Annotated in this window: 12 protein-coding genes and 1 pseudogene; 5 read left to right on the top strand and 8 right to left on the bottom strand. The window is 66.3% G+C overall.

Annotated features, from left to right (window positions below):
- Positions 1-74 precede the first annotated feature (74 nt).
- Entirely contained in the window at positions 75-356 is a 282-nt protein-coding gene (locus tag AC2JAJ_RS12590) for a hypothetical protein (protein ID WP_486415611.1), read from the top strand.
- On the opposite strand, the gene AC2JAJ_RS12585 is transcribed toward AC2JAJ_RS12590, so the two are convergent.
- The 4 genes from AC2JAJ_RS12585 to pdhA form a co-directional block, all read right to left on the bottom strand.
- On the bottom strand, positions 353-1,582 hold the full coding sequence (locus AC2JAJ_RS12585; RefSeq protein WP_486415612.1) for an acyltransferase family protein: 1,230 nt from the start codon (positions 1,580-1,582) through the stop codon (positions 353-355). The two genes, AC2JAJ_RS12590 and AC2JAJ_RS12585, sit on opposite strands and share 4 nt — an antisense overlap.
- A 239-nt stretch (positions 1,583-1,821) precedes the next feature.
- Positions 1,822-3,297: a dihydrolipoamide acetyltransferase family protein gene (locus tag AC2JAJ_RS12580; RefSeq protein WP_486415613.1), complete on the bottom strand. Its 1,476-nt coding sequence runs from the start codon at positions 3,295-3,297 to the stop codon at positions 1,822-1,824.
- Positions 3,298-3,299: 2 nt separating this feature from the next.
- Positions 3,300-4,427, bottom strand: coding sequence for an alpha-ketoacid dehydrogenase subunit beta (locus tag AC2JAJ_RS12575; protein ID WP_486415614.1), 1,128 nt, complete (start codon positions 4,425-4,427; stop codon positions 3,300-3,302).
- Positions 4,424-5,656: a pyruvate dehydrogenase (acetyl-transferring) E1 component subunit alpha gene (pdhA, locus tag AC2JAJ_RS12570; protein ID WP_486415615.1), complete on the bottom strand. Its 1,233-nt coding sequence runs from the start codon at positions 5,654-5,656 to the stop codon at positions 4,424-4,426. The genes AC2JAJ_RS12575 and pdhA overlap by 4 nt, the downstream gene beginning before the upstream one ends.
- A gap of 347 nt (positions 5,657-6,003) precedes the next feature.
- Between pdhA and AC2JAJ_RS12565 the strand changes: the two genes are divergently transcribed.
- Positions 6,004-6,348, top strand: a complete 345-nt coding sequence (locus AC2JAJ_RS12565; protein ID WP_486415616.1) for an Hpt domain-containing protein — start codon at positions 6,004-6,006, stop codon at positions 6,346-6,348.
- A gap of 33 nt (positions 6,349-6,381) precedes the next feature.
- On the opposite strand, the pseudogene AC2JAJ_RS12560 reads toward AC2JAJ_RS12565, so the two are convergent.
- Positions 6,382-6,750 (bottom strand): annotated as a pseudogene (locus AC2JAJ_RS12560) (response regulator transcription factor); the annotation flags it as partial.
- A gap of 245 nt (positions 6,751-6,995) precedes the next feature.
- On the opposite strand from AC2JAJ_RS12560, the gene AC2JAJ_RS12555 reads away from it, so the two are divergent.
- Entirely contained in the window at positions 6,996-7,460 is a 465-nt protein-coding gene (locus AC2JAJ_RS12555; protein ID WP_221386269.1) for an Lrp/AsnC family transcriptional regulator, read from the top strand.
- A 24-nt stretch (positions 7,461-7,484) separates the two neighbouring features.
- On the opposite strand, the gene AC2JAJ_RS12550 is transcribed toward AC2JAJ_RS12555, so the two are convergent.
- A complete protein-coding gene (locus AC2JAJ_RS12550) occupies positions 7,485-8,417 on the bottom strand; it encodes a lipid kinase (RefSeq protein ID WP_486415617.1) in 933 nt (310 codons plus the stop codon).
- A 306-nt stretch (positions 8,418-8,723) separates the two neighbouring features.
- Between AC2JAJ_RS12550 and AC2JAJ_RS12545 the strand changes: the two genes are divergently transcribed.
- Both AC2JAJ_RS12545 and AC2JAJ_RS12540 read left to right on the top strand, forming a co-directional pair.
- The gene (locus AC2JAJ_RS12545) at positions 8,724-9,890 is read left to right on the top strand and encodes an EAL domain-containing protein (protein ID WP_501053143.1); all 1,167 of its coding nucleotides are present in this window, start codon (positions 8,724-8,726) and stop codon (positions 9,888-9,890) included.
- A gap of 86 nt (positions 9,891-9,976) precedes the next feature.
- Positions 9,977-10,558 (top strand): NADPH-dependent FMN reductase, encoded by a 582-nt coding sequence (locus tag AC2JAJ_RS12540; RefSeq protein ID WP_486415619.1) that lies wholly within the window; start codon positions 9,977-9,979, stop codon positions 10,556-10,558.
- A 99-nt stretch (positions 10,559-10,657) separates the two neighbouring features.
- On the opposite strand, the gene AC2JAJ_RS12535 is transcribed toward AC2JAJ_RS12540, so the two are convergent.
- Together AC2JAJ_RS12535 and AC2JAJ_RS12530 are read right to left on the bottom strand one after the other, a co-directional pair.
- Positions 10,658-11,056, bottom strand: coding sequence for a hypothetical protein (locus AC2JAJ_RS12535; protein ID WP_486415620.1), 399 nt, complete (start codon positions 11,054-11,056; stop codon positions 10,658-10,660).
- Entirely contained in the window at positions 11,053-12,294 is a 1,242-nt protein-coding gene (locus AC2JAJ_RS12530) for a serine/threonine-protein kinase (protein ID WP_486415621.1), read from the bottom strand. Before AC2JAJ_RS12530 ends, AC2JAJ_RS12535 begins: the two co-directional genes overlap by 4 nt.
- Between the last annotated feature and the right edge of the window lie 78 nt (positions 12,295-12,372).

Genomic DNA, 12,372 nt, shown 5'->3' with positions numbered 1-12,372 from the left:
AAAGGGTCGTTCCTTGCCCGCACTCCAGCCACTACTGTCAGGTGCACCATCCGGGGCACAACGGAAGAGGCACGATGAGCATCGACATCGAAATTGGCAGCGGCCTCAGTGACGGGGACGCGGCGCATTTTGCGGCCAAGACTGAAGTAATCACCACTGCGATGCAACGAGTACAGGAAAGCCACCCCGCCTACAGCTGGGTGTGGACGGACGAGATCCGCTGCCGGGGCTGCAATGCCAGCCTGGACATACCGTTTATCGCCAGCACGAACGCCAACGCGGACAGGGCCTTCAAGGCACATCAGTCAGCGCAGTTGGACTACCTGCTGGGAGTGGACGGGAGAAGCCTGCCCTAGGCGGGATGCGGCGCAGAAGTACCGCCGGCTGCCGGCGGCCGCTCCCTTCGCGTACCCAGCACCAGGCCCAGCCCGGGCACGGTGCGCGAAAAGTGGCCGATGCCGAACGAGAGGGCCACGCCTGCCACTGCCACCGCGAGGAATTTCACCCCTGCGGGCCATGGGTACTGGAGGACGGCAACCTGCAATCCCACCACTATGTAGACGTGGAGAATGTAGGCCGCATAGCTGGCTGTCGCCATGGCTGCCAGCAGCCGCGAGGCCCGGTGCGACACCTCGCGGAACAGCACGATCAGTCCCACGGACAGGCCGATGCACACGAGCGTCTCCAGCGAGACACGCACCAGCGAAGGCCAGCCGAACCCGCCGGTTGCCGTCAGGGTGAACCAGAGGTTGAAGGCTTGGAGCGAGAAAATGGCCACGGTGGCAAGGAACCCCACAGCCAGCCAGAGCAGGCCCACGGCTCTGGGGATGCGCGTGAACCACTGGTTCCGGTAGGCCAGGATGCCCAGCGCGAACAGGCTCACGTACTGCGCGAAATTCGCGGGCTCTGCGGGCACCACGAAGAAGAGCGGCAGCCAGGAGTCAACGGGAAACCACCACCTGATGATCCAGGTGACCAGGATCAGGACCGTGGCGAAACCCAGGAGTGCGGCATGGCCCGGTGGCGGCAACAGCGTACCGGTTTCCCCTCCCCCGGCCGCACGTTCCGCTGGGGCGCGTGACCGCCTCCGCCCGGCCCACAATGCATAAACGGCCGTGTAGATCAGGAGGTGTCCCAGGAACCACAGGTGGAAGTAGGCGCCCTGCCATGCATCCCCGTAAAGCCCTTTGATGAATGTCCATGGTTCGGGACGCCCGGAGGCCAGGTAGGCGAGCGGAATGTTCACAAACACCACAAAGACCACCAGCGGGATCCCGATCCGGGTCCACCGCTCCCGCAGGAACCGGCGCGGACCCTTCCGCTCGTAGGAGGCCGGCGTGAAGTAACCGGCGATCAGGAACAGCATCCCCAGGCCGACGGCGGCGTTCACCGTATAGAACGGACGGAACCATTCGCTCGTGGCGGCATCCTGCACCGGCCAAAAGCCGCCAGTCGGACCATAGGCCTGCGCGGCGTGGTGAATGATCACCATGGAGATGATCAGGACCCTCAGGACGTCCAGGAAAACCAGGCGCCCCTCACCGGCCGCTGCCGGCAGTCCCGGCCTTGCTGCATGGGGCATCTCAGGGCCTCCTTGCCTGCTGGTGGTCACCCCTTTGTTTGATCGTCTTGTTTGATCGTCGTCCGGACCCGGCCCGCCCTCCAGAGCCGAAAGACCCGCCTGAAACGGGTCAGGCGACCGCCGTTCTGGATTTTCGACGCGCAAAGTGGATGACGCTACCGATATATGGGTGGCGCCATCCACTATCCGCGTCGGGAATGGATTTGCGCGTCGAAATGACGGCAGCCCGACGGCCCAGGCTAGATGTCGGCCAGGAGGCTGGTGGGGTTTTCGATGGCGTCCGCCACGAAGCGGAGGAAGCCGCCGGCCGTGCCGCCGTCGCAGACGCGGTGGTCGAACGTCAGGGTGAGCTCGGTGACCTTGCGGACGGCCAGCTCGCCGTTCACCACCCACGGCTTGTCGATGATCCGGCCCACCCCCAGGATCCCCACCTCCGGATGGTTGATGATCGCCGCCGACCCGTCGACGCCGAACACGCCGTAGTTGTTCAGCGTGAACGTTCCGCTGCCCAGCTCAGCCGGGGTCGCCTTGCCGTCCCGGGCCACATTCGTGAGGCGGCGGATCTCCCTGTCGAGTTCACGGGCACTGAGCTTCTCGGCGCCGCGCACGGAGGGCACCACCAGGCCGCGGTCGGTCTGGGCGGCGAAGCCCAGGTTGATGCCGTCAAATGCCACGATCTCCTGCGACCCGTCATCCGCCGTTTCAATCCGCGTGTTCAGTTCCGGGTACTTCTTCAGCCCCGCGGTGACGAACCGGGCAATGAACGCGAGCAGGCCGGGCACCTCCCTGCCGTTGGCCTTCATCCCCTCGCGCAGCTCCACGAGCGCCGTGGCGTCGACGTCCACCCACACCGTTGCCTCCGGGATCTCCGAGCGGCTGCGCGCCATGTTCGCGGCCACCGCCTTGCGGACTCCGCGGACCGGCGTGCGGGCGGAGATGGGAAGGCCGGTGCGGGAGTCGCGTCCCTGGGCTTCGACGGGCTCAACCACCGGACTTGGCTTGGCTTCGACAGGTTCTACCACCGGGGCAGAGATGGCAGCCTCCACGTCGCGGCGCATGATCAGGCCGCTGTCGCCGGAGCCGGAGATGTCGCCCAGGTCCACGCCGTGCTCCCGGGCCATTCGGCGGACCAGCGGCGAGATGACGGCCCCCAGTTTGCCGGGCACCCGGGTGCGAAGGAGCGTGAGCTCGTCCTCCTTGGTTTCACCAGGCTTGGTTTCCTGCGGCTCCAGCACCGACACCGAAGCTTTGGGAGCACGGGTCCGCCGCGCCTGGCCATGCCCGCCCGGAGTTCCATAACCGATCAGAACATTGCCGGATCCGGCCTTCTCTTCTTCCCGGTAGGCCTCGGCCTCAGGGTGCGAAGCAGGCTCGGCCCCGGACTCGCCAAGCTCGGTCTCTGCCGGCTCAACCTCGGGCTGGTCCGGCGAAGGGGCGGGGGCGGCATCATCCGCGGCGGGAACCAGGGAACCAAGGGGCATGACAGAGATCAGCGGCTTCCCCACGTCCAGGGTCTCCCCCGGCTGCCCGTGCAGCTCGGCCACAATCCCGGCGTAGGGAGACGGCACCTCCACCGCGGACTTGGCGGTCTCAACCTCGGCGATCGGCTGGTCGACGGCAATCTCGTCGCCAACGGCAACATGCCAGGCCACCAGTTCGGCTTCGGTCAGGCCCTCGCCCAGGTCGGGCAGCAAAAACACGCGTGGTTCGCTCATGGTCAGTTCTCCCACTGAAGGTCGTCAACGGCGTCGAGGATGCGGTCCACGCCGGGCAGGTAGTACTTCTCGAGTTTGGGCGCCGGGTACGGGACGTCGAACCCGGTCACGCGGCGGATCGGCGCGGCCAGGTAGTGGAAGCAGCGTTCCTGCACCCGGGCCACGATCTCGGAGGACACGGACGCGAACCCGTGCGCCTCGGCGATCACCACGGCCCGGCCGGTCTTCCGCACGGACGCGGACACAGTGTCATCGTCAAAGGGAACAATGGTCCGCACGTCGATGACCTCCAGCGACCGTCCCTCCAGGGCGGCCGCCTCCGCTGCAGCCAAGGCCGTGGGGACGGACGGGCCGTAGGCAATCAGGGTGGCGTCGGTGCCGGGACGCGCGACGGCGGCACGCCCCTCGGAGCCAAGTCCCGCCGTCGTGCCTTCCGCACGAAGCCCTTCCTCATGGACGCGCCGCAGCTCCGAAAGGTCCACGGAGTCCTTGGTCCAGTACATCTTCTTGGGTTCCATGAAGATGATGGGATCGTCCGAGTCGATGGCTTCGCGGAGCATCCGGTAGCCGTCCGCCACGGTGGCCGGGGTGTAGACCTTCAGGCCGGCGGTGTGCGCGTAGTAGGACTCGGAGGAGTCGCAGTGGTGCTCCACTCCCCCGATGCCGCCGCCGTACGGGATGCGGATCACCAGGGGCAGCTTCACGGCGCCGCGGGTGCGGTTGTGCATCTTGGCCACGTGGCTGACGATCTGCTCGAATGCAGGGTAGGCGAACGCGTCGAACTGCATTTCGATCACCGGGCGCATGCCGTTGATGGCCATGCCCACGGCCATGCCCACGATGCCGGATTCGGCCAGCGGGGTATCGAAGCAGCGCTGCTCGCCGAAGGTGGCGGTGAGGCCGTCGGTGATGCGGAAGACGCCGCCCAGGGTGCCCACGTCCTCGCCGAAGACCAGGACGGAGGAGTCGGCGGACATGGCGTCGGCGAGGGCGGTGTTGAGGGCCTTGGCCATGGTGACCGGCTGGGGCCCGGCGGCCTCGGCGGACGCTGCGGCCGAAGCGGCAGCCCGGGCGGTGGCGGCGGACACGTTGCCGTTGGCCTCGGACGAGGTGGTGATGGTGGGGCTCACTTGCCGGCCTCCTTCGAAGCTGGGTTCTGCGCCGACGAGGCGTCACGGGCGATCTCGTCGGCGAGCATGGCGGACTGTTCCTTCAGCTGCGGTGTCTGGCGGTCGAAGACGTGGCGGAAAAGGTCCTGGGGGTCCACGGGCACGTCCTCGCCGAGGCCTTCGCGCAGCTGTGCGGCAACCGCTTCCGCGTGCTCACGGATCCGGGCCTCGCCGTCGTCGTCCAGCAACCCGCGGTCGGTGAGGTAGGTGCGCATCCTGTTGACGGGGTCCTTGGCCCGCCACTCGGCAACTTCGGCGCTTTCCCGGTAGCGGGTGTCGTCGTCGGCGTTGGTGTGGGCTTGCATGCGGTAGGTGTTGGCTTCCACCAACAGCGGGCCGGAGCCTTCGCGGGCGAGTTTCACGGCGCGGTCCAGGACGGCGAGGAGCGCCACCACGTCGTTGCCGTCCACGCGTTCGCCCGCCATGCCGTAGCCCACGGCTTTGTGGGCGAGCGACGGCGCCACGGACTGGTGTGCCAGCGGCACCGAGATGGCGTACTTGTTGTTCTGGACGAAGAAAATGACGGGCAGGTGGAAGACGGCGGCGAAGTTGAGGGCTTCGTGGAAGTCGCCTTCGCTGGTGGCGCCGTCGCCGCACATGGCCAGAACCACGGTGTCCTCGCCGCGCAGCTTCGCGGCGTGGGCCACCCCGACGGCGTGCAGCAGCTGGGTGGTGAGCGGGGTGCACTGGATGCCCACCTTGTATTTCAGGGGATCGTAGCCGCCGTGCCAGTCGCCGCGGAAGATGGTCATCACCTGCACGGGGTCCACGCCCCGGGTCATCACGGCGACGGCGTCGCGGTAGGTGGGGAACATCCAGTCGCCCTCGGACAGGCACAGGGCGGCGGCCACCTGGCAGGCCTCCTGCCCGTGGCTGGAGGGGTAGACGGCCATGCGGCCCTGCCGGACCAGGGCGGAGTTCTGGTCATTGACGCGGCGGCCGACGACGAGCTGTTCGTACGCTGCCAGCAGTTCAGCATCGCCGGGCACGGGGTATTCGTGGCCGGGCTGGGTGCCCTGCTCAGCCTCGGGCTTGAGCCGGCCGTCCGGGTCCACCATCTGGATCTGGTGCCGGGCGGGGAGCATGTAGTCCTCCACCGTGATGCCGAACTTCTTCACAGCTTCCGTGAGCGCATCCTCTGCGGGCGCGGGGCTGGTGTGCGGCGCGGTGTGGTCTGCGGAGATCGTCATTGGTCCGTCCTTCGGTAGCCACTATTCCCTCCCAGTATTGTCCCGGGGCCGGTTTCGTATCCAGCTTCTGCGCAAATCGTGGAGAAGCTGTTCCGATCTGCCCAGGATGGGAGACGAATTGTCACTGTGATGTGGATTACCGACGGGAGCCGTGGACGAAATGGCGGGCATGTTGTGCTTCCCCGAATCCCAGTAACCGCAGGGAAAGCCTTGGATTGTGAAAGGATCCGCCCAAGCCTGGGTCCAGCGGGGAGGAGGTGGCATAGCGTTGAAGCATGCCTCCTGTACCTCCTCCGATCGCTGACGTAGCTGCCGCGGCCGCCCATGGCCATGCGGATCCGCTTCCCTTGCTGGACTTGGCTGTTCTTCGTGATCTCGAGGACCATCTTGACGTGCCGTTGGTCCGCAATTTCGCGCGCGATTACGTGGGCATGTGGGAATACCGCTGCCGGCGACTGGCGGAGGCAGTGGCCCGCCCTGATGGTGCGGACGAGGCGTTGGATGCTGTCATCAGCCTCAAGGTCACCTCCCACATGATCGGCGGCCTGCGCCTTGCCGGTCTTGCCGGGACACTGGAAGACCAAATCCGGAAAGGGGCCCTGCGGGAATCCGGGGTGCTGCTAAGTGAAATACGGGAATGCGGGCAAGGGACCGTTCAGGCGATCAGGCGGCGCTACTGCGGCCAGGCCTGAAAGCCATTGTCAGTTGGCCATCGGCCGGGCGCTCCTCGGCACTTGCATCATCGCTTCGATCCGCGCGCGCATCTCTTTGGGACGGAAGGGCTTCGTGATGTATTCATCCGCTCCAGCCGTCAAAGCCTTCAACACATCAGACTCGGCAGTCCGCCCCGTCAGCATGACGATGTAGGCATCACTTAGCCCGCGGATGCGGCGCAGGAGCTCAAACCCGTCGAGGTCCGGCAGTCCCACGTCCAGGGTGACGAGGGCGGGCTGCATGGCCCGTACCGCCTGAAGTCCGGAGCGGCCGTCGACGGCGGTGCATACGTCGAACCCGGCTTGGCACAGCACGCCCACAAGTAGGTTCCGCACGTCCTGATCGTCTTCGACAACCAAAGCGACGCCCAAAGTGCTCATGGCTCCCCCAGAGAATCCATAGTTCCGTGGACCCAGCGCCCACGGCCATTCACACCCCCGCCCCAACCGTATAGCGTGCCGGGAATTTTTGCATTCCACGTGCTGGATTCAACGCCATCCAGGCCACTTGCCTGCCATTCCGTACGCAGATTTGGCCAAACCAGCGGGAAGCTGCCTCGGGCCGCCCTAGGATGGGAGACAAATTGTCATTCTGATGGGCATTACCGGGCAGGAGGCGTACACGAATGGCTGGCAAAGATGCCGGCACTGGAGAAGTGCCACTGGACGAGATCGACCGCGCCATCATCGCCGAGCTCACCCGGGACGGCCGGATGTCCGTGACGCAGGTGGCCGAAAACGTGCACATCTCCCGCGCCCACGCCTACACCCGGATCGCCCGGCTGACCGGCGACGGGGTGCTGACCCGGTTCACGGCGCTGGTGGACCCGATCAAGGCGGGACTGAAATCCTCCGCTTACGTGACGCTGAAACTGAAGCAGGACTCCTGGCGGGAACTGCGCGACCAGCTGGGCGCCATCCCCGAGGTGCACCACATCGCCCTGGTGGGCGGGGACTTCGACGTGATCCTGCTGGTCCGCGCCGTGGACAACATCGACCTGCGCCGGGTCATCTTCGACCAGCTGCAGACCATGCCGGGGGTTCTGGACACCCAGACGTTCCTGGTGTTTGAGGATGTGGATACGCGTTAGGGGGCTCCCCAGTAAAGGAACGCGTTAGCCGTCGAGCGACGCGGCGGTGCTGTGCCGCGGCACCACGACGTGCACCGCGTTGCGGTCCACGGTGAAGTCCGCGGGCGTGACCGTGGCGATCTCGCCGTCGAGGTTCACCGGCATCGGCGGCTCGGTCACCAGCCGGACACGTTGAGTGGTCAGGTGGTACACGCCCTCGCGCTCAACAAAGCTGCCGCCCTTGAGAAGCCGGGCGATCCTCACGTGCTCCCGCAGCGGCGCCCCGGGGATGGCATAGATATCGAGGGTGTGGTCATCGATTCCGGCCGTGGGTGAAACCGCGTTGCCGCCCCCGTAATGCCGGCCGTTGCCCACCGCGACCTGCAGCATGTCCTCCAGCTCCAGCACTTCATGGTCCCCCTCCGGGAACTCGAGCCGGGCACGGAAGGGCTTGTGTTTGGCATACGCGCGGACGGCGGCGACTCCATACGCCAGCGGCCCCAGACGCCGCTTCAGCCGCGGGCTCAGGCTCTCGGTAACACCGACCGACAGGCCAACGGAGGCGACATTGAGGAACGGCTGGCCATTCGCCCGCCCCAGATCGATGTCCCCCACTTTCCCGTCGGCGAGCGCAGCACACGCCGCGTCAAGGTTTGTGGGGATTTCCAGCGTGCGGGCAAGGTCATTGGCTGTCCCCAGCGGAAGGACCCCCAGCACGATCCGGGTTCCGGCGAGCCTGCCGGCGGCAAAGGACACAGTGCCGTCGCCCCCGCCCACTACCACCAGGTCATGCCCGTCGGCAGCCACTCTGTCCAGGGTCCCGGCCAGTTCCGCGCCCGACCGGATGTGGTGCACGGCGGAGACAGGAAGGCCGGCCCTTTCCAGCCTGTCCAGAACGAGGTCGGCCGCTGCCGCTGCCCGGCGCGCTCCCGCATTGATCACCAGGGCAGCAGAGTCCGCTTCTCGGGCAGCCTTCATGGGGACCATCCTAGGTGCACGAACCTGGGAGATTTCCGACGCGCATGGTCATCCCCGTCTTATTGCCGCTCCGCTTCATTGATCACGTGGCGTGGCAGTATGGATGTAGTCAGTAGTTAGGTCGCTGATTTTCGGGGGGAATTCATGGCTTCGATCTTCAGTAGATGCATACCGTTCTTTCTCAACGTTGTGAGACCTTTCCGATTCCAAGGAAACAGCGGCCCGGAACGCAGGTCCTGGCCCGTCCTGTCGCGTTGGTGGGCGCTGCTGCGCAGGCAGCGCCGTCAATCCCCCCAGGCAACTGAGGTGTCCGGCCTTCTGGACGTGGTGCTGGCCACCAGCCGGGAATGGTTGTGGACGATCGGACCGGAGGGCACGTTCACTTTCTCCGGTCCGATGTCCCGGGAACTTGTCGGTTATGACCCGTCCGAACTGGTAGGGCGGCACTACAGCCAGGTCATCGGACCCGAGGACCTGGCGGAAGCACTCCGCAATCGGGCAAAAACGGAAGGTCCTGACGCTTCCTGGTCCGGCCTGGTGACCACATGCCGGCACCGGGACGGCAGCCGGGTACTCGTTGAGGTGTCCGGCCGGCCAATCGTTAACGGACAGGGCCGTCTCCGCGGCTTCGAGGGAACCACCCGCGCCCTGGACGTACCCACAGCCAGCGACCTTGCAGCGAAGGAAACCCGTGCCGGGGTTGAGGCAATGCTCACCTCCCGCACGCTGTTGACAGCATTCCAGCCCATCCGGGCCCTGGATTCTGGCACCGTGATCGGGGCGGAAGCGCTAACCAGGTTTCTGAGCACCGATGATGGCCGCATGTCCCCCGACGCATGGTTTGCCGGGGCCGCGGCCGTGGGTCTTGGGGAGGACCTGGAACTGCTGGCGCTGGAGGCCGCCCTGTCCGCTGCCGCGCACCTGCCGGAAGACCTATACGTGGCCTTCAACCTTTCCCCCAGGACATGCCTGAGCGGCCGGGTGTCCCCTCTCCTTCGGAATGCATCGATTCCCCCCGAACGCATTGTGCTGGAGCTGACGGAGCACCATGAAGTGGGCGACTACGGCCCCCTGGAAGAGGCACTCGCACCGCTACGGCGAGAGGGTTTGAGGATCGCAATAGACGACGCCGGCGCCGGCTTCGCTTCCATGCGCCACATCGTCGAGCTTAAGCCGGATGTGATCAAGCTCGACCGGAAAGTCATCACCGGCATCAACGCCAACACCAGCCTGCGGGCCTTGGGCGCAGCAATGGTCCGGTTCGCCCGGGACATCGGGGCTTCACTGGTCGCCGAAGGGATTGAAACCGAGGCTGAACTTGATGCGTTGCGAACGCTGGGGATGGACGCCGGCCAAGGCTACTTGCTCGGCCGCCCCACCGTGGCAACGGAGGAATGGAAACTCTGGTCCAGTGGGAGCCACGTGGGCCACCACCCGTCCGCCGGCTCACCGGGTCATCACGAACTCCCGTAGGAGTGTCGCCGGAGCCGGTGAAATAACGGCGGCGGTGGTTGCGTTTTTCCATCAAGGGTTTAGCGGTTCACCTGCAGGAGGACTCCATGACCAGGATCCAGGTCATCATGGGAACAACCAGGACCGGACGCTTCAATGAACGGGTGGTCCCCTGGGTGCTCAAGCGGCTGGGGGACTACGGGTTCGAGGTGGAGCTGGTGGACCTGCGCGACTACCCGTTGCCCTTCTTCGACCAGAAGCCGCCGTCCGTGACGAAACGCAACTACCCCAATGAGGACGTGGCACGGCTGGGCCGCAAACTCGACGAAGCCGAGGGGTTCGTCATCCTGACCGGCGAGTACAACCACGGCTACCCGGCTGTACTGAAGAACGCCATCGACCACACGTTCGTGGAATGGCAGCGCAAACCGGTGGCTTTCGTCGGCTGGGGCGGTGTGGGCGGGGCCCGCGCCATAGAGCAGCTGCGGATGGTGGCTGTGGAACTCGAGATGGCCCCGGTGCGCCATGCCGTGCATATTCTTCCGGAGATCATCCGCCCTGCCATGCAGTCGAAGGATCCCTCCGACTTCAGCGTGTTCGAGCCGATCGAGCCGAAGCTCCAGGCCCTCGCGGAAGGGCTGGCATGGTGGGCGGAAACCCTTGCCAAGGGGCGGGCGGCTTCTGGTTAGGCAGTTCTGCGTAGCCCTTGGGGAACTTGGCAGTGTCCTAAGGAGGCATTCTGGAGCCGCTGCTGCAGGCTCCCCGCTGCGGGGCGCTGGTTCCGACGTTCAGTCGTCTTTGTCCTTTCCTTTGCCCTTGGCAGGCGGTTTGGGTGCTGCGGGGGCGGGCGTCTGAAGGGTCGGCGTGGGGCTGGGGGGCGGTGTCATGGCGGCCAGGTCGGCGTTGACGAGGTCGATCGCCGCCTGGATGTCCTGGCGGCGTGCCGGTGAGATGTCCCCGTTTGCGGCGGCAGCGGAGACGTCACTGGCGAGCAGGTCCAGTTCGGCCTTGGCGGCAGCCAGGTTGTTGTCGGCGGCGGCCTGGGCCACTGACTGGAGCCGGGCATTGAGCTTCTCCGCGGCACCGGGCTGCAGGTCAGGAGGAGTGTTCGCGCACCCGGTCAGGATGCCCGCCGTCAGCAGGGCCGCGGCCGCGACGCTGGAGAACGTGGTTGGTGTCTTGATCATGGTGTGATGCTTCGCTTCAGCTGCTCGATGTGCAGGCCCAGGTCCCCTGAAATGCTTGGCAAGGGTTGCGGCGCCTGCGGCGACGGGGCCTGGATATTGAGAACGGCAACAACCACGAGCGCAAGCACGGCCAGTGCGACGCCTCCGGCGGCGAACACTTGTACCTTGCGCGATACGCGGCTCAACAGCTTCCGCAGCCCCTGGCCCCCGGCCGGCGTACCTGGCGCTGCCGCCACGCTCGCGTATTCATCGGTGTCGCCGGGGAGGCTGGGGATCAGGACCCGCGTCCGGCCCGGGGATGCTCCGATACGGGGCGGACGGTCCGGCATGCCGGGCATTCCCTGTGTCCCCTGCCCGGGGGTGACGGGCAGCACCCCGGGCGTGCCGGATCCGGCTGCAGCCCGAAGCGCTGTTTCGACTTGGCCCGCCGTGGGGCGGGCGGAGGGTACGGTTGCGGTCATGGCGGTGAGGAGGGCACCCCACCGCGGGCCGAGACTGGCCGGAACCCGGGGCGGGCGGTTCATGCGTGCCACAGCTGATTCGATGCCGGTCCCGGGGTACTCAACCGCCCCGGTGAGGCACTCGAGCAGGACGAGTCCGAGGGAGTAGATGTCGCTTTCCACCCCGAGGTGGGTCCCGGAGACTTGTTCCGGGCTCAGGTAGGCCGCGGTGCCGATAGTAGTTCCCGTGGCGGTAAGCCGGGAGCCTTCGAGCAGGCGGGCGATCCCGAAATCCGTGAGTTTGGCGTGGGCAGGGCCGCCTGGCATGGACGCTGGCAAGAGAATGTTGGCGGGTTTGATATCCCGGTGGACTACCCCGCGCCCGTGGATGTAGTCCAGGGCCGAGGCCAGCTCGGCCCCAATCCTGGCAACATCGGCGGCGGGCAGGGGGCCACGGCCCAGCCTGGTGTGCAGGTCGGGTCCGTCGATCAACTCCATGGACAGGAAGGTCCGGGGCAGGCCCGGCGCCGTGGTGTCCGTCCCGGCGTCGTACAGCGTTACCAGGGCCGGGTGGTTGAACGTGGCCAGGAGGCGCATCTCCGACTCGACCCGTTCCCGGCCGCCGACGGCGCCGGGCTGGGCCTGGAACAGTTTGAGCGCCACCTCACGGCCCAGCTGCTCATCCCGCGCCCGGTACACCGCTGCTGTTGCGCCCTGCCCGATCAGGTCAAGGAGCCGGTACCTTCCGGCGATTGGAAGATCCGCTTGTCCAGGAAACGAATGCTCCGACGTTGCCACTCTCACCTCCTGTTCCTGGACCCGGGCTAAAACCGAGGCACGGCTTCGCCCAGGTTTCACAGCTTCTGCTTTGCGTGG

The sequence above is a fragment of the Arthrobacter sp. MOO21 genome (assembly GCF_057369995.2).
This window is presented reverse-complemented; position numbering and strand designations above follow the sequence as displayed.